This window comes from Herbaspirillum sp. SJZ106, assembly GCF_006715495.1.
GTDB lineage: Bacteria > Pseudomonadota > Gammaproteobacteria > Burkholderiales > Burkholderiaceae_D > Herbaspirillum.
The window spans coordinates 67,013-83,136 of record NZ_VFNI01000004.1 but is presented as its reverse complement, the minus strand read 5'-3'; the positions used below and the strand labels follow the sequence as shown (position 1 = coordinate 83,136).

Sequence of the window (16,124 nt, the reverse complement as noted above, 5' to 3'; positions counted from 1 at the left end):
CTGTCACGGTTGCACGGCAGCTGCCGGCAGGGATTCATACGGCGCTTCCCGCACGCTGGGCTGACTGGCCGCACGCGCCTTGAGCACAGTGCGGATGCCGAACACCAGCACGCTCACCATCACCAGCATGAACATCGCCGCCAGGCCGGCATCGATGTAATCGTTGAAGATCACCTGGCGCATCTGTTCGATCGACTTGGCCGGCGCCAGCAGCTTGCCTTCGTCCAGCGCGGCCTGGTACTTGGCGGCATGCGCCAGGAAACCGACGCGCGGATTGTCGTCGAACACCTTCTGCCAGCCGGCCGTCAGGGTGCATGCCAGCAGCCACACGGTCGGCGCCACCGTCACCCAGGCGAAGCGGTCGCGCTTCATCTTGAACAGCACGCAGGTGGCCAGGACCAGCGCGATGCCTGCCAGCATCTGGTTCGAGATGCCGAACAGCGGCCACAGGGTATTGATGCCGCCCAGCGGATCGACCACGCCCTGGTACAGGAAGTAACCCCAGCCGGCCACGCACAGGCCGGTGGCGATCAGGCTGGCGGCCCACGAGTCGGTGCGCTTCATCGGCGGGATGAAGGCACCCAGCAGGTCCTGCAGCATGAAGCGGCCGGCGCGCGTGCCCGCATCCACCGCGGTCAGGATGAACAGCGCTTCGAACAGGATGGCGAAGTGGTACCAGAACGCCATCATCGCCTCGCCGGTCACGCCGGAGAGGATCTGCGCCATGCCGACCGCCAGCGTCGGCGCGCCGCCGGCGCGCGAGATGATGGTGTGCTCGCCGACCGCCTGCGCGGTGTGGGTCAGCATCTCGGGCGTGATGTGGAAGCCCCATTGCGAAATCACCTGGGCCACATTCTCCGGCGTGGTGCCGATCAGCGCGGCCGGGCTGTTCATGGCGAAGTAGATGCCCGGCTCGATGCAGGAAGCGGCGATCAGCGCCATGATGGCGACGAAGGATTCCATCAGCATCGCGCCATAGCCGATGAAGCGCGCGTGCTTTTCATTTTCCAGCAGCTTGGGCGTGGTGCCCGAGGAGATCAGCGCATGGAAACCGGAGACGGCGCCGCAGGCGATGGTGATGAACAGGAACGGGAACAGCGAGCCCGACCACACCGGGCCGCTGCCATCGATGAAGCGCGTGACCGCGTGCATCTTCAGGTGCGGGGCGATGAACACGATGCCCAGCGCCAGCGCCGCGATGGTGCCGATCTTGAGGAAGGTCGAGAGATAATCGCGCGGCGCCAGCAGCAGCCACACCGGCAGCACCGAGGCGACGAAACCGTAGCCGATCAGCATCCAGGTCAGTTGCTTGCCGTCGAAGGTGAACATGTGGCCCAGCGCCGGATGCTCCTGCACATACTGGCCGCCGACGATGGCCAGCATCAGCAGCACGAAGCCGATCCACGACACCTCGCCGATGCGGCCCGGACGGATGTAGCGCGAATACACGCCCATGAACAGCGCGATGGGAATGGTCGCCGCCACGGTGAAGGTGCCCCAGGGCGACTCGGCCAGCGCCTTGACCACGATCAGCGCCAGCACCGCCAGGATGATCACCATGATCATGAAGGCGCCGAACAGCGCGATCACGCCCGGCACCTGGCCCAGCTCGGACTTGATCAGGTCGCCCAGCGAGCGGCCGTCGCGGCGGCTGGAGATGAACAGCACCATGAAATCCTGCACCGCGCCGGCGAACACCACGCCGGCCAAAATCCACAACATGCCCGGCAGGTAACCCATCTGTGCGGCCAGCACCGGTCCCACCAGCGGGCCGGCGCCGGCAATGGCGGCGAAATGATGGCCGAACAGCACGTATTTGTTGGTCGGCACGTAATCCAGGCCGTCGTTGAACTTGTAGGCCGGCGTCATGCGCTGGCCGTCCAGCCCGAGTACCCGCTCGGCGATGAACTTGCTGTAGAAGCGGTAGGCGATCAGGTAGACGCACACCGAGGCCACCACCAGCCATACCGCGTTGATCGATTCGCCGCGCTGCAACGCAACGTAGGCGCATGCACATGCGCCTGCCAGGGCCAGCGCGAGCCAGCCCAGCCTGGAAATAGTCCGGTTCATTGTTCTCCTCCCGCGAAGGGGATCTTGGTGATAGGAATGTTTTATTGTGTGTTTGCCTTGGCGCGTCCCGTCCTCGAACGGGCGTTTCTCGCACTGGCGGGAACGCGGTGGATGCCACCGTTTTGTCCTCGTTCTGCGGCGTAAAAAATATTCGAGAAACGGGCAGTAGTATTCGATATCGATGGCCGGCCCCACAAGCGCAGGACTACGCAGAGCCTCTACGTAGAATTACCGAGAACGGCATCGAATCGACCTCCATTCCTGTGGAAAACGTGGCGCCGGGGCCGCTCCGGCGTTGCAAATGCGCCTTCTTTTCGACGAATGTGAAAAAGCATTCGGTAGAATCGCGTCATGAAACTGCGCCAGAAAATCATCTTCCTCGCCATTGTCCCGCTGTGCCTGGCCATTGCCGCCATCGCACTGGTGGTGCGGCACCAGGCAGTGGAACTGGGGCGCCAGCAGCGCGCTTCGATCGAAGCCGCCTATCTGGCCAGCAAGAATGCAGAGCTCAAGCACTATGTGGATCTGGCCATCCACGCGGTCAGCCACCTTTACAGCACCGGCCGCAGCGATGAGGCGATCCGCAACGAAGCCAAGCGCATCCTGGCCGACCTGGAGTTCAGCGACGATGGCTATTTTTTCGTCTACGACCAGAACGGCCGCAACGTGATGCACCCGCGCCAACCTGAATTGGTCGGCACCGCAATGTGGGACTGGCACGACGCCTCGGGCAGCCCGACCATCCAGCACCTCATCGAGCGCGCCAACCAGGGCGGCGGCTACGAACGCTACCTGTGGCAAAAACCATCGAGCAAGAACGTCGCGCCCAAGCTCGGTTACGTGGCGGGCTTGCCGCGCTGGGGCTGGGTGATCGGCACGGGCATCTATCTCGACGATGTCGACGCGGCGCTGTCGGAGATCGACAACCAGATTTCCGGCCACGTCCACCAGACCATGCTGATGATCGCCATCATCGCGGTCTTGAGCGCGCTGGCGGTGGCCTTGTCGGGACTGCTGCTCAACATCAGCGAACACCGCGTCGCCGATGCCAAGCTGCGGCAACTGGCGCAACGGGTAGTGCGTTCCCAGGAAGACGAGCGCGCGCGCCTCTCGCGCGACCTGCATGACGGCATCAGCCAGTGGCTGGTATCGATCAAGCTGCAGATCGAAGCCGCGCTGATCCGCCTCAACGGCACGCCGGAACAGGTGCAGGCCGCGCGCGGGGCGTTTGAAAAAACCGCCGGGCAAATCAACGGCGTGCTGGCCGAAGTGCGGCGCATCTCGCACGACCTGCGCCCGGCCATCCTGGACGACCTGGGGCTGGCGGCCGCGCTGGAACACCTGTGCGGGGAATGGCGCGGAACCACCGGCGCCGACGCTGGCACGACGATCCATTTCGACGCCGAGGGCGACACCGGCCCGCTGCCGGACGTCGTCAATACCGTGCTGTTTCGCGTGACGCAGGAAGCGTTGACCAATATCGCGCGCCATGCCGGCGCCACCGAGATCACGGTGCGCCTGCACGGCGGGAAAACCTTCGTGATGCTGCAGGTGCGCGACAACGGTGCCGGCTTCAATGTCGACCAGGTCGACGACCACCCGCGGCGCGGCATCGGCCTACGCAACATGCAGGAACGCATGGAAGCCGTGGGCGGCGAACTCGCCCTGGACTCATCCCCGGCCGGCACGCAGGTCACCGCCCTGGTTCCCCGCCACTCTCCTTTTGAACGCTCCCATGCCTGACATCCAAGCGCCCGTTCCTTGCGCCACCACCCGCGTGATGCTGATCGATGACCACCCGCTGGTGCGCGACGGCTTGCGCGCCCGGCTGGAAGCGGTGCCCGGCCTGGCGGTAGTGGCCGAAGCCGGCAATGCGGAAGAAGCGCTGGCGGCCGCGGCCCAGTGCAATATCGACCTCGCGCTGATGGACATCAACATGCGCGGCACCAACGGCATCGAACTGACGGCGCAGTTCCACGCCCGCCATCCGGAGATCGCGGTGCTGATCCTGAGCATGCATGACAAGGGCGAATACGTGATGCAGTCGATCCAGGCCGGCGCCCGCGGCTACGTGCTCAAGGACGCCCCCAGCCAGGATATCGTGCAAGCCATCGAAACCGTGAAATCGGGCGGGATCTATTACAGCGCCGCACTGCTGCGCCAGCTGACCCAACCGCTGCCGGAACGCGACCTGTTGACGCTGCGCGAGCGCGAGGTGCTCAAGCATATCGCCAACGGCGAATCCAACAAGCAGATTGCGCGCGAACTCGACCTGAGCGTGCGCACCGTCGAAACCCACCGGCTCAACATCAAGCGCAAGCTCAATATCGACGGCCAGGCCGAACTGATCAAGTTCGCGGTGGAGTCGCTGCGCCTGGAAGGAAAGATCTGAGAAGGAAATATCTGAGATCGGCGGCGGCCGGAATCAGCCCGGCGCCAAGGCGTCGATCTCGAGCGTAATCAGTTCGCCGAATCCGATATCGCGCTTGTCAGCCGCGGCCCGCAGGGCGATCGCCTCCATCGCGCCGGCATCGGGCGCGGCATCGGCGCCGTGTTCGGCATGCCATGCCGCGCAGGCGCGCAGCATGCGGATCGAACCGCCGTGGCATACCGCGATGGCTTGTGCATCGCCAGCGCGACGCAGCGCATCGAAAACATCCCATACGCGCCGGGCCACCGCCAGCAGCGTCTCGCCGCCGCCGGGCGCATGGTGCAGCAGATCGCGGTTCCAGGCCTCGACTTCGGCCCAGGCGATATCGTCCCAGGCGCGCAGCTCCCACGTGCCGAAATGCATTTCCTGCAAGCCGCGATCGAGGGTGATGCTCTCGATATCCAGCGCCTGCGCCAGGGCCAGCGCCAGGTCGGCGCAGCGCTGCAAGGGGCTGGAGATAATCGGCGCTGCGCGAGGCAGCAACAGGCTGACGCGTTCACAGCACGACGCCAGCGTGTCGGGCGCCACGGCGACGTCGCTGCTGCCGTAGCAATAACTTTTGTCGAGGATGGGCGCCGGATGGCGGACCAGATGGAGTTGCATGGCTCAGTTCCCGATAAAGCCGGGAGCCACGGCCAGCGCACCCAGGTAGAAAGCGGTCTCGCTCAATTGCTGGACGGCGCCCAGGCAGTCGCCGGTATATCCGCCCAGGCGCCGGCTGAACTTGCGCGCCAGCCACGCCGTAGCGACCACGGCCAAGATGAGGCCGGCGGCGATGCGCTGCCAGGACATCAGTCCCCAATACGCCACGCCGATCACCGGCAACACGGCGAACACGGTCGCGAGCAGGAATTCGCCGCCCTTCATGTGCTGCGCCAGCGGCTTGGCCTTGCCCTCTTCGCGCACGTAATCCATCCGCCAGATCAGGCAAGTCGCCAGCCAGCGCGACAGCGGATGGGCGATGCCCAGCGCGGCCAGCAGCTGCAACGGCAGCATGGCGTTGAGCGCCACCAGCTTCAATGCCAGCAGCATGGCGATGCCGATCGCGCCATAGGCGCCCACGCGCGAATCGCGCATGATGTCCAGCGCACGCTCCCGGCTGATGCCGCCGCCCAGGCCATCGCAGACATCGGCAAAGCCGTCCTCATGGAAAGCGCCGGTCAGCCAGATGCCCGCCGCGACAGATAAAAGCACCGCCACCGCCTGCGGCCAGAACTGGGCCGCCAGCACATATACCAGTGCCGTCACCCAGGCGACGATCCAGCCGACCAGCGGGAAATAACGCGTGCAGCGCTGCAGCCAGTCCGGATGGAAACCGACCCAGCGCGGGATCGGCAAGCGCGTGAAAAACTGCAGCGCGATGAAAAACAGCCGCAGCTGATGCGCCAGGCCACGGCTGGCGGGCGCAGGATATGGTTGCCCGGACAGCGGATGCTCAGCCATTTTTGCCATTGACGCCGGCCGCGGAAAAGGTCGCCATGCTTTCCAGGAAATTCACCGCAGCGCGCAACAGCGGCAATGCCAGCGCGCTGCCGGTACCCTCGCCCAGGCGCAGGTCGAGTTGCATCAGCGGTCGGGCCTTGAGGTAGTCCAGCATACGGCGATGGCCGGCTTCGCCGGAGCAATGCGAAAACACGCAATAGTCCAGCACCTCGGGCTGCAAAGCCGCCGCGGCCAGCAGGGCCGAGGTGACGATGAAGCCATCGACCAGCAATACCATGCGCCTTTGCGCGCCACGCAGCATGGCGCCGGCAATGAAGGCGATTTCAAAGCCGCCCAATGCCGCCAGCACCTCCAATGGCGCCCTGGCATCGGCATGCCGGCGCAGGGCGCGCTCGACGACGTCGCGCTTGTGCGCGATGCCCTTGGCATCCAAGCCGGTACCGGCGCCCACGCAATCGGCGGCCGCAATCCCCGTGAAGGCAGCCATCAACGCCGCCGCCGAGGTGGTATTGCCGATGCCCATCTCGCCGAACCCGAGCGCGTCGCAGTCCAGGCCGTCGACGAAGCGCATGCCGGCCTGCAGCGCGCGTGCACAATCCTGATCGCTCATCGCCGCTTGTTCGCAGAAATTTCTGGTGCCAGGCGCCACCTTGCAGTCAACCAGGCCGAGGCGCTCGCCAAAGTCATGGTTCACCCCGGCATCGACGATATGCAATGCGCAGTCATTCTGCCGAGCGAACACGTTGATAGCCGCGCCGCCGGCCAGGAAATTCTCGACCATCTGCCAGGTCACGCTTTGGGGATAGGCGGAAATTCCTTCCGCAGTCACGCCATGGTCGCCGGCGCAAACCACGATGGCCGGCCTAGCGAGCGCCGGACGCTCACTGCGCTGGATCAGCCCGATCTGGCGCGCCAACCGCTCCAGCACGCCCAGGCTGCCTTGCGGCTTGGTCTTGTCGTCGATACGATGGTCGAGCCGCGCCGCCAACTCGGGATCGTGGATCGATGGAATGGCGGGAATCTGCATGGGATGCGGGGCCTGTCGCGGCTTGCTGCGCGACATGGCGTAGTCGAAAGAGCGACAGTATAAGAGATCGGCTCGATTCGGTGGAGCAACGGCCGGCGAGGATTGCCGGCGCCCGGCCAATCGTTGCCGGCCCCTTTCAGCGGCCGGCCGGACAACCTGCCCGCCTGGCGGCGGCCGGCAAGACATCGCTCCCATCTGGCAAAAGAGCCCATCCCGGGCTCCCTTGGATGGCCGCCGCGGCCTCCGGCGAGGTTCGCCGCTCAGCCCGACGCGCGCTCCAGCACACCGAAAATCGTGGCGGCCAGTTCATTGGCCTCGAACTTGCCGACATACGCATCCGCGCCCACGCTCTTGACGTGGTCTTCATTGGTCGAACCCGACAGCGAAGAATGGATGATCACAGGAAGACTTTTCAGGAATTCGTCGCGCTTGATGTTGCGGGTCAAGGTAAAGCCGTCCATCTCCGGCATTTCCAGATCGGTCAGCACGAAGGAAATCTTGTCCGTGATCGGCCGCCCTTCGCTGCGCGCTTCCTGCGCCATCTTCTGTATCTTGGCCCAGGCCTCGGCGCCGGTAATGTGCATCTCGAAAGGGATCTCCATGGCGCGCAGCCCCTGCTCGATCAAAGAACGCGCGACCTTGGAATCGTCCGCGGCGATGGCAACGGTGCCGGCCTTTATGCCATGCTTGCTGCCCTTGCCCAGGTTTTCCATTTTCATGTTGCGGTCGGTCGGCATGATCTCGTGCAGGATCTGTTCGACATCGAGCACCTGGGCCAGCCTGCCGGCGTCTTTATCGGCGTCCAGGCGTGCGATGCTGGTGACGAAGTTGCCGCCGGTCTTGGATTCGGCCGACAGCACCTGGCTCCATTCCAGGCGCACGATCTCATCCACCGACTCCACCGCGAAGGCTTGCGTGCTGCGCGCGTATTCGGTCACCAGCAGGATGTTGAGGCCGGTCTTGGGCACACAGCCGACCACGGCCGGCAGGTCGATCACCGATATGATCTGGCCGCGTATGTTGACCATCCCCAGCATCGGCGATTGCGTCCCCGCCGCCGTGGTGACAGGCGGCATCGGAACGATTTCGCGGATCTTGAACACATTGATGCCGAACAGTTCGGAACGCTCCCCATAGGCATCCGACCCCAAACGGAACAGCAGAAGCTCGAACTTGTTGGATGCAGTGAGATTGGTTCTTTCATCAATCTCTTTTTGAAAACTGTCCATGTTTCCCCCGAATGATATGGATAGACAGGCAACAAGCCTGAACTTGCCAATGTAGATGGGAAACCCTGCGCTGGCAATCCGGGGCATCCGCGCAGGAGGGGATATGTTGCTTTTCGTTGTCCGCACTCAAAAAATGATGCTATGCGACGTGACATTTCCTATAAACAATTTTCTGCCGCTGGACGGGGCGGCATGGATGCGTGACAACCTGGGGGATGAAACCGGAAACTCCGGAAGCAGATGTGAAAAGAGGAAGCCATCAGGCTTCCTCTTTTACAATTTGGAGCGGGAGAAGAGTCTCGAACTCTCGACCTATACCTTGGCAAGGTATCGCTCTACCAACTGAGCTACTCCCGCATGGAACCGTACTGCGTTTGCACAACCAGAGGAAGCGGGCTTCCTCCTTGAAATCTGGAGCGGGAGAAGAGTCTCGAACTCTCGACCTATACCTTGGCAAGGTATCGCTCTACCAACTGAGCTACTCCCGCATGGAGTTTTGGAGGCGGGGGTCGGGATCGAACCGGCGTAGACGGCTTTGCAGGCCGCTGCATAACCACTTTGCTACCCCGCCTTGGGGACACGCATACTACCTAAAACGCGCGTTGTTTGCAAACGACTTCTTTGCAAACATCTTATCGACTGATCCAACCTTCATTGCGACCACATCGCTGATGCGTGCGCGCCTCGTACAATAAAAAAAGGAAGCTTTTTTAGGCTTCCTTTTTTCCAAGTAACCTGGAGCGGGAGAAGAGTCTCGAACTCTCGACCTATACCTTGGCAAGGTATCGCTCTACCAACTGAGCTACTCCCGCATCGACAACAGAACGCTATTATAGGACGCGCTCTGAAATTGTCAACTATCAATTACTATTTTCATGCACCTTCTTGATGAGCGGCATCGCCTTGCGCAAATAGTAGAGCATCGACCACACCGTCAGCACCGCCGCGATGAACAGCAGGATGGCGCCCCACAGCCGCGTGTCGACCACCCCCAGCAGCGTATCGTAGTAGAGCAGCATGGGGATGGCGAGCATCTGCGCGGTGGTCTTGATCTTGCCCAGCGAACTCACCGCCACCGACTTGGAGGCGCCGATCTGGGCCATCCATTCGCGCAGCGCCGAAATCGCGATCTCGCGGCCGATGATGATGAAAGCGATGATGGGATGGACCCGGCCCAGATGCACCAGCACCAGCAAGGCGCCGGTCACCATCAGCTTGTCGGCCACCGGATCGAGGAAGGCGCCGAACGCCGAAGTCTGGTTCCAGCGGCGCGCGAGAAAACCATCGAACCAGTCGGTCAGCGCGGCAACGATGAACACGATGGTGGAGGCGATGCCTTGCTCAAAGCGGTTCAGGCCGATTTCCGGCAGGTAGAACACGCCGACGACCAGCGGAATCAGCGCAACCCGCAGCCAGGTCAGCAAAATGGGAATATTGAAAGGCATACGTCTTGTTGGTGTTGGGTCGGCGTACACAAAAAATTTTACCGAATAGTAGCAGAGTCGCCCCGTCCGCGGCGCATGGGGCAATGCAAAGCCTCGCTTGGCAAGCTCAATGCAGCTGGCGGTAGATCTCTTCGGCCAGCTGGCGCGAGATGCCCTCCACCGACGCCAACTCATCCACGCTGGCATCGGCCACGCCGCGCAAGCCGCCGAAGCGCGCCAGCAAACGCTGCCGCCGCTTGGCGCCGATGCCTTCGATTTCTTCCAGGCGCGAAGTCTGGCGCGCCTTGGCGCGTTTGGCGCGCATGCCGGTGATGGCGAAGCGGTGGGCTTCATCGCGGATTTGCGCAATGAGCATCAGCGCAGCCGATTCCTTGCCCAGTTCCCGGGAGGGACGGCCATCGGCGAACACCAGCGTTTCCAGGCCGACGCGGCGCCCTTCCCCCTTGGCCACCCCGACGATCAGGCTGATGTTCAGGCCGAGTTCGGTCAGCACCTGGCGCGCCATTTCCACCTGGCCGCGGCCGCCATCGATAAGGACGATATCCGGCATCACGCCTTCGCCGTTGGCGACCTTCTCGTAGCGGCGCATCAATACCTGGCGCATGGCCGCGTAGTCGTCGCCGGGCGTGATGTCGTTGATGTTGTAGCGGCGGTATTCGCCGTTCTGCATCGCATGGTGGTGGAACACCACGCACGATGCCTGGGTCGCTTCGCCCTGGGTGTGGCTGATGTCGAAGCATTCGGCGCGCAGGTTTTCCAGGTCTTCGCCTTCCAGTCCCAGCACTTCGGCCAGCGCGCGCGTGCGCGCTTGCTGCGAGCCCTGCTCCGACAGCAGCCGCGCCAGCGACAGCTCCGCGCCCTTGATCGCCATCTCCAGCCATTGGCGACGCTGGCCCTGGGGCTGGAAGGTCAGCGCGATGCGATGGCCGCATTGCTCCATCAGCGCCACCATCAGTGCCGGATCGTCGAACTCGGCGCTGACGATCAGCGAGGCGGGAATGAACTTGTCGATGTAATGCTGCGCCAGGAAGGCCTTGAGCACTTCCACTTCGATGCTCTCTTCGCCGGTGGCCAGCGCATCGTCCACCTGCGTCGGGAAATAGGCGCGGTCGCCCAGATGGCGCCCGCCGCGCACCATCGCCAGGTTGACGCAGGCGCGCCCGCCCTGCACCACCACGGCGATGATGTCGATGTCGGCGTCGCTCACCGTCTCCATGCTCTGCTGGTGCAACACGGACGACAGCGACGAGATCTGGTCGCGCACCGCGGCCGCCTGTTCGAACTTGAGGTCTGCCGCGAAGGCGTGCATCTTTTGCTCCAGCGCTTCCATTACCTCGCCCTGGCGTCCGCGCAGGAATTTGGCGGCGTTCTCGACATCGATGGCGTAGTCCTCGGCGCTGATCAGCTTCACGCACGGCCCGCTGCAACGGTGGATCTGGTGCAGCAGGCAGGGCCGTGTGCGGTTGGCGAACACGGTGTCTTCACAGGTGCGCAGCAAGAATACCTTCTGCAGGATCTGGATCGACTCCTTCACCGCGCCGGCGTTGGGAAAAGGTCCGAAGTACTGGTTGCGCTTGTCGACCGCGCCGCGGTAGTAGGCCATGCGGGGGTAAGCATGGCCGGTGAGTTTCAGGTAGGGGTAGGACTTGTCGTCGCGAAACAGGATGTTGAAGCGCGGACGCAAGGTCTTGATCAGGTTGTTTTCCAGCAGCAGCGCCTCGGCTTCGCTGCGCGTGACGGTGGTCTCGAGGCGCGCGATGCGCTCGACCATCATGGCGATGCGCGGACTGGTCAGGGTCTTCTGGAAGTAGCTGGAAACGCGCTTCTTCAGGTCGCGCGCCTTGCCGACGTACAGCACGTTGTCCTGCGCATCGAAATAGCGGTAGACGCCCGGCAGGTGCGGCAGCCGGGCGACCGTCTCCAGCACGAGTTCGCGCGGATCGGGCGGGGTAACGGTGGATTCTGGCATGGCGGCTGGACGGCGAAACGTATGGCGCGACTACAGCGACAGCACCAGCTCGCGCGCGGCCCGGTAGCGCGCATCGGCCTGCAATGCATCCCAGTCCAATGCGGCGGAGGTCGGCGCCAGCGCCGCGCGGCGCGCCGCCGAGGCGGCATCGGCGCCGCCCTTGAGGCCGTTGAGGATCTTCCAGGCCTTGTCCGGCGAATTGCAGATCAGCGCGACATCGCAGCCGGCGTCGATGGCGGCCTGCGCCGCATCGAGCGCGCTGCCGGCGACGCTGGCGCCGTGCATGCTGAGGTCGTCGCTGAAGATGGCGCCCTGGAAGGCGAAACGCTGGCGCAGCAGGCCCAGCCACTTCTTCGAAAAACCGGCGGGATGCTTGTCCACCTTGGGGTAGATCACGTGCGCCGGCATCACTGCCGCCAGGCTCATGCCCAACCAGTCGTAGGGCATCGCATCTTCGCCGAGGATAGCGTCGAGCTCGCGCTGGTCCACGGGAATAGCCACATGCGAATCGGCCGCGACAAAGCCATGGCCGGGGAAATGCTTGCCGCAATTGGCCATGCCCGCTAGCGCCAGGCCGTGGTTCAGGCTCTTGGCCAGCAGCGTGACCACACGCGGGTCGCGGTGGAAAGCGCGCGCGCCGATGACCGTGGACTCGCCATAATCGAGGTCCAGTACCGGCGTGAACGACAGGTCGATGCCGCAGGCGCGCAGTTCGGAGGCCAGCACGAAGCCGGTGGCCGTGGCCAGCTTGGCGGCATGCAGCACGTCCCGGTCCCAGGCCTGGCCCAGCTTGCCCATGGCCGGCAGCACGGTGAAACCGTCGGTGCGGAAGCGCTGCACGCGGCCGCCCTCATGGTCGACCGCGATCAGTATGCCGGGACGCGCGCGGCGGATGGCCGCGGTCAATTCGACCAATTGGGCGCGATTCTCATAATTGCGGGTGAACAGGATCACGCCGCCGGTCAGCGGGTGCTGGAGGCGCTTGATATCGTCCGCCTCCAGGCGCGTGCCGACCACATCCAGCATGACCGGCCCCAGGGCCTTGCCTGCTTTACTCATGACTTCTCCACAATGACAAATGCGACGGCGTATTCCGCCTCGTCGGTAATCGATACCTGGGCGGACAGGCCCTGCTGCTCCATCCACGCCTTCAGGGCGCCGCTGCATACCGCTACCGGTTTGCCGCTGGGCGCGTTCAGCACCTGCATGGCGCGCCAGGTCATGGGCATGCGCATGCCCATGCCAATCGCCTTGGAAAAGGCTTCCTTGGCGGCAAAGCGCGTGGCGAGGAAACGGATGCCGCGCGCTTCGACCTTGGCCTTGCGGCGCAGGTATTTCTGCATTTCTTCCGGCCCCAGGATCTTCTCGGCGAAGCGGTCGCCGTGGCGGCCCAATGCGGCCTGCACGCGCGAGATCTGCAGGATGTCGGTACCGATGCCGTAAATCATGCGTGCGCCGCCTTCAGGCCTTGCCGATGGCGGCCAGGCGCGCCTTGACCATGATCGCCTTCATCTCGGAGACGGCATTGCGCCAGCCGGCGAACACCGCATGCGCCACCACCGCATGGCCGATATTGAGCTCGGCGATTTGCGGGATGGCGGCGATCGCCTGCACGTTGGTGTAATGCAAGCCGTGCCCGGCATTGACCTTCAGGCCCAGCTTGATGCCTTCCAGCACGCTGCTCTGGATACGCTCCAGCTCGTCCTGCTGTTCCTTCTGGCTGGCGGCGTCGGCATAGCGGCCGGTATGCAGTTCGATGACCGGCGCGCCTGCTTCGGCCGCGGCCCTGATCTGCTGCGGATCGGGATCGATGAACAGGGAAACGCGCACGCCCTCCTGTTGCAACTGGCGGATCGCCGCCTGCACCTCGGCAAAATGGCCGATCACGTCGAGGCCGCCTTCGGTAGTCACCTCGGTGCGTTTTTCCGGCACCAGGCAGACGTCCTGCGGCTTGATGACGCAGGCGAAATCGATCATCTCGCGCGTCACCGCCGCTTCCAGGTTCATGCGAGTCGTCAGCAGCGGACGGATCGCCTTGACGTCGGCGTCGCGGATGTGGCGGCGGTCTTCGCGCAGGTGCAGCGTGATGGCGTCGGCGCCGGCTTCTTCCGCTTCCAGCGCGGCCTTGAGCGGATCGGGATAGGCCGTGCCGCGGGCATTGCGCAAGGTGGCGACGTGGTCGATATTGATGCCCAGTTCAATGGATGGGCCGGCCGGCTGCAGGAAACTCATGGCGTCTGGAATCGTGTGTGCTTGGTTCTGTCAAAGTGGCGCCTGCACGGCGCCGGGAAACCGGTGATTTTATCCATATCGGCGCATGCCCGGTGGGGCCGCATCAAACCATGCGCCAATCCGGGATGCGAACGGCTTGCCTGTGCCAGCCGGATCAAAGCTGCATCAGGTCAATCAGGATCTGGCGCGTATTGAGCTGGGCGCCGCCGAGATGGTGGGCCAGCAGGTAGCGCATCAGGAATTTGCTTTGCAGTTGGGTAGTCGGGTCGCTGTAGTCTTCGCGCTCCATGTCCAGCAGGGTCTTGCCGGACACCTTGGGCGCCCGGTCGGACAGGCGCTCGGGGCGGGTGCCCTGCTCCGGATCGACCACATAGACGCCATCCGGCCGTACCGTCTTGCCGCTGACGGTGCACAGGCTCCAGTTGCCGGCCACGCCGGTTTGCTTGAGGAGGAAGCGTTCGAACTGGCGCAGCACGATGGGGGCATTCTCGCCATGTGCCAGCTTGTTCAGGGTGGCCACGTAATGGTCGAACAGCGCCGGGTGCGCATCTTCGCGCGCCAGCAGCTTGACCAGCAATTCGTTGAGGTAGAAGCCGCACAGCAGCGCCGACTTCTCCAGCGGCAGCAGGCCGCCTACCCATTCCGCGTCGGTCAGCGTGCGCACTTCGGACTTGCCGCTCCACGACAGCGAGAGCGGCTGGAACGTCTGCAGCGCGCCGCGCAGCTTGGAATGCGGGCGCTTGGCGCCCTTGGCCACCAGCGCCACCCGGCCATGGTCGCGTGAAAACACGTCGACGATCAGGCTGGTTTCCTTATAGGGGTAGCTGTGCAGGATGAAGCCCGGCTGCGCCTGGATCCGGTGCTCCTTCTCCGGCACGGCGCGGCTGCGCGCCGGTGCGCGCGCGGGCTTTTTGGCTTCGGCCCTGGCCGGCGCAACATGGAGCGCCTGTTCGGCGACGCCGTCAACCTGGGCGGCAAGCTGGGATTCGGAAAGCACGGTAGTCATCAAATATCCGTCCTGAATGCGTTGTGCCGCGTCAAGCTGGGCGGCGGTATGCCATTGAATGCGCTGCTGCGCCTGCCGGCCAGGTCACTCGTAGCCGTAGGCGCGCAAACCGGCTTCGTTGTCGGCCCAGCCGGATTTGACCTTGACCCAGATTTCCAGATAGACCGGGCCGCCGAACAGGCGCTCCATGTCGAGCCGGGCCTGGGTCGAGATTTCCTTCAGGCGCGCGCCCTTCTGGCCGATCACCATGGCCTTGTGGGTGTCGCGCTCGACCAGGATGGCGGCGAACACGCGGCGCAGGTTGCCTTCCTGCTCGAACTTCTCGACCAGCACGGTGCTGGTGTAGGGCAGCTCTTCCCCGACGAAGCGGAATACCTTCTCGCGCACGATCTCGGAGGCCAGGAATTTCTCGCTGCGGTCGGTGATGTCGTCTTCGTCGAACATCGGCGGATTGTGCGGCAGCAGCTTGCGGATCTCTTCCTGCAGGCGATCCAGCTGGAAACGCTGCTTGGCCGAGACCGGCACCACGGCGGCGAAATCGCGATGGGAGGCGACTTCCTGCGCGAACGGCATCAGTGTGGCCTTGTCCTTGCTGCGGTCCGACTTGTTCAGTACCAGGATGCACGGCACATTGGCCGGCAGCAGATCCAGCACCTGCTTGTCGGCCGGGCCGAACGTGCCGGCCTCGATCACGAACAGGATCACATCGGCCGCCGTCAGCGTGTTGGTGACGGTGCGGTTGAGCGTCTTGTTCAGCGCATTGCTGTGGCGGGTCTGGAAGCCCGGCGTATCGACGTAGACGTATTGGGTATCGCCGATGGTCTGGATGCCGGTGATGCGATGGCGCGTGGTCTGGGCCTTGCGCGAGGTAATGCTGACCTTGGCGCCGACCAGGACGTTCATCAGGGTCGATTTCCCGACGTTGGGACGGCCCACGATGGCGATATAGCCGCAGCGGTAATCGCCCGGCGCCGGTGCCGGCTCAGTGCCGGGCATTGGAGTGTCTGTCATGCTGTCTTGGATTGCGTGGCAGCCGGGGCTGCCGATATGGGTTCTGCCACCGCTTCGTTGCGGTCGCCGCCGGTCTTGCCGTCGCCTCTGGCGGCCAGATGACGGGCCTCCTTGGCATCTTTCGGCTCTTTCGCGGCCTTGTCCTGTTTCTCGCCTTTGTCTGCCTTGTCTGCCTTGTCTGCCTTGTCTGCCTTGTCTGCCTTGTCTGCCTTGTCTGCCTTGTCTGCCTTGTCTGCCTTGTCTGCCTTGTCTGCCTTGTCG

14 protein-coding genes, 4 tRNA genes and 1 pseudogene are annotated in these 16,124 nt (G+C 63.9%); 2 read left to right on the top strand and 17 right to left on the bottom strand.

The features are described 5' to 3' along the window. Positions 1-3 precede the first annotated feature (3 nt). Positions 4-2,070, bottom strand: coding sequence for a carbon starvation CstA family protein (locus FB598_RS13485; RefSeq protein ID WP_141915873.1), 2,067 nt, complete (start codon positions 2,068-2,070; stop codon positions 4-6). Positions 2,071-2,421: 351 nt separating this feature from the next. Here FB598_RS13485 and FB598_RS13480 point away from each other — a divergent pair, with 351 nt between their 5' ends. Beyond that, complete coding sequence (locus FB598_RS13480; protein ID WP_141915875.1) at positions 2,422-3,813, top strand: cache domain-containing protein; 1,392 nt, start codon at positions 2,422-2,424, stop codon at positions 3,811-3,813. Continuing rightward, positions 3,806-4,462 carry a response regulator transcription factor gene (locus FB598_RS13475; RefSeq protein WP_141915877.1) on the top strand — a complete coding sequence of 219 codons (657 nt, stop codon included), beginning with the start codon at positions 3,806-3,808 and terminating at the stop codon, positions 4,460-4,462. Before FB598_RS13480 ends, FB598_RS13475 begins: the two co-directional genes overlap by 8 nt. A gap of 33 nt (positions 4,463-4,495) precedes the next feature. Here FB598_RS13475 and FB598_RS13470 read toward each other — a convergent pair whose 3' ends face one another. From FB598_RS13470 to FB598_RS20755, 16 genes and pseudogenes are all read right to left on the bottom strand, one after another. Continuing rightward, complete coding sequence (locus FB598_RS13470) at positions 4,496-5,104, bottom strand: histidine phosphatase family protein (RefSeq protein ID WP_141915879.1); 609 nt, start codon at positions 5,102-5,104, stop codon at positions 4,496-4,498. Between the two features lie 3 nt (positions 5,105-5,107). After that, entirely contained in the window at positions 5,108-5,944 is an 837-nt protein-coding gene (locus FB598_RS13465) for an adenosylcobinamide-GDP ribazoletransferase (protein WP_141916092.1), read from the bottom strand. Next, complete coding sequence (gene cobT, locus FB598_RS13460; RefSeq protein WP_141915882.1) at positions 5,937-6,971, bottom strand: nicotinate-nucleotide--dimethylbenzimidazole phosphoribosyltransferase; 1,035 nt, start codon at positions 6,969-6,971, stop codon at positions 5,937-5,939. Before cobT ends, FB598_RS13465 begins: the two co-directional genes overlap by 8 nt. A 260-nt stretch (positions 6,972-7,231) precedes the next feature. Next, positions 7,232-8,200, bottom strand: coding sequence for a chemotaxis protein (locus FB598_RS13455; RefSeq protein WP_141915884.1), 969 nt, complete (start codon positions 8,198-8,200; stop codon positions 7,232-7,234). Between the two features lie 281 nt (positions 8,201-8,481). Next, positions 8,482-8,557 (bottom strand) — tRNA-Gly (locus tag FB598_RS13450). Positions 8,558-8,612: 55 nt separating this feature from the next. Next, positions 8,613-8,688 (bottom strand) — tRNA-Gly (locus FB598_RS13445). Positions 8,689-8,697: 9 nt separating this feature from the next. Beyond that, positions 8,698-8,771: transfer RNA gene (locus FB598_RS13440), tRNA-Cys, on the bottom strand. Positions 8,772-8,936: 165 nt separating this feature from the next. Then, a tRNA-Gly gene (locus FB598_RS13435) sits at positions 8,937-9,012 on the bottom strand. Positions 9,013-9,060: 48 nt separating this feature from the next. After that, positions 9,061-9,645 (bottom strand): CDP-diacylglycerol--glycerol-3-phosphate 3-phosphatidyltransferase, encoded by a 585-nt coding sequence (gene pgsA, locus FB598_RS13430; protein WP_141915888.1) that lies wholly within the window; start codon positions 9,643-9,645, stop codon positions 9,061-9,063. 106 nt (positions 9,646-9,751) lie between these two features. Further along, the gene (gene uvrC, locus FB598_RS13425) at positions 9,752-11,614 is read right to left on the bottom strand and encodes an excinuclease ABC subunit UvrC (RefSeq protein ID WP_141915890.1); all 1,863 of its coding nucleotides are present in this window, start codon (positions 11,612-11,614) and stop codon (positions 9,752-9,754) included. A gap of 30 nt (positions 11,615-11,644) precedes the next feature. After that, positions 11,645-12,673, bottom strand: a complete 1,029-nt coding sequence (gene nagZ, locus FB598_RS13420; protein WP_141915893.1) for a beta-N-acetylhexosaminidase — start codon at positions 12,671-12,673, stop codon at positions 11,645-11,647. Beyond that, entirely contained in the window at positions 12,670-13,062 is a 393-nt protein-coding gene (gene acpS / locus FB598_RS13415; RefSeq protein ID WP_141915895.1) for a holo-ACP synthase, read from the bottom strand. Before acpS ends, nagZ begins: the two co-directional genes overlap by 4 nt. A 13-nt stretch (positions 13,063-13,075) precedes the next feature. Next, positions 13,076-13,846 carry a pyridoxine 5'-phosphate synthase gene (gene pdxJ, locus FB598_RS13410; protein ID WP_141915898.1) on the bottom strand — a complete coding sequence of 257 codons (771 nt, stop codon included), beginning with the start codon at positions 13,844-13,846 and terminating at the stop codon, positions 13,076-13,078. Between the two features lie 154 nt (positions 13,847-14,000). Beyond that, the gene (recO, locus tag FB598_RS13405; protein ID WP_141915900.1) at positions 14,001-14,852 is read right to left on the bottom strand and encodes a DNA repair protein RecO; all 852 of its coding nucleotides are present in this window, start codon (positions 14,850-14,852) and stop codon (positions 14,001-14,003) included. 84 nt (positions 14,853-14,936) lie between these two features. Next, positions 14,937-15,863 (bottom strand): GTPase Era, encoded by a 927-nt coding sequence (gene era / locus FB598_RS13400; RefSeq protein WP_141916095.1) that lies wholly within the window; start codon positions 15,861-15,863, stop codon positions 14,937-14,939. Beyond that, positions 15,860-16,124, bottom strand: a pseudogene (locus FB598_RS20755) (hypothetical protein); the annotation flags it as partial. The gene era and the pseudogene FB598_RS20755, both read right to left, overlap by 4 nt.

Excerpts from the sequence above, each read along its gene's own strand:
- FB598_RS13485 (WP_141915873.1), bottom strand. The coding sequence starts at position 2,070 with ATGAACCGGACTATTTCCAGGCTGGGCTGGCTCGCGCTGGCCCTGGCA.
- FB598_RS13480 (WP_141915875.1), top strand. The coding sequence starts at position 2,422 with ATGAAACTGCGCCAGAAAATCATCTTCCTCGCCATTGTCCCGCTGTGC.
- FB598_RS13475 (WP_141915877.1), top strand. The coding sequence starts at position 3,806 with ATGCCTGACATCCAAGCGCCCGTTCCTTGCGCCACCACCCGCGTGATG.
- FB598_RS13470 (WP_141915879.1), bottom strand. The coding sequence starts at position 5,104 with ATGCAACTCCATCTGGTCCGCCATCCGGCGCCCATCCTCGACAAAAGT.
- FB598_RS13465 (WP_141916092.1), bottom strand. The coding sequence starts at position 5,944 with ATGGCTGAGCATCCGCTGTCCGGGCAACCATATCCTGCGCCCGCCAGC.
- cobT (WP_141915882.1), bottom strand. The coding sequence starts at position 6,971 with ATGCAGATTCCCGCCATTCCATCGATCCACGATCCCGAGTTGGCGGCG.
- FB598_RS13455 (WP_141915884.1), bottom strand. The coding sequence starts at position 8,200 with ATGGACAGTTTTCAAAAAGAGATTGATGAAAGAACCAATCTCACTGCA.
- pgsA (WP_141915888.1), bottom strand. The coding sequence starts at position 9,645 with ATGCCTTTCAATATTCCCATTTTGCTGACCTGGCTGCGGGTTGCGCTG.
- uvrC (WP_141915890.1), bottom strand. The coding sequence starts at position 11,614 with ATGCCAGAATCCACCGTTACCCCGCCCGATCCGCGCGAACTCGTGCTG.
- nagZ (WP_141915893.1), bottom strand. The coding sequence starts at position 12,673 with ATGAGTAAAGCAGGCAAGGCCCTGGGGCCGGTCATGCTGGATGTGGTC.
- acpS (WP_141915895.1), bottom strand. The coding sequence starts at position 13,062 with ATGATTTACGGCATCGGTACCGACATCCTGCAGATCTCGCGCGTGCAG.
- pdxJ (WP_141915898.1), bottom strand. The coding sequence starts at position 13,846 with ATGAGTTTCCTGCAGCCGGCCGGCCCATCCATTGAACTGGGCATCAAT.
- recO (WP_141915900.1), bottom strand. The coding sequence starts at position 14,852 with ATGACTACCGTGCTTTCCGAATCCCAGCTTGCCGCCCAGGTTGACGGC.
- era (WP_141916095.1), bottom strand. The coding sequence starts at position 15,863 with ATGACAGACACTCCAATGCCCGGCACTGAGCCGGCACCGGCGCCGGGC.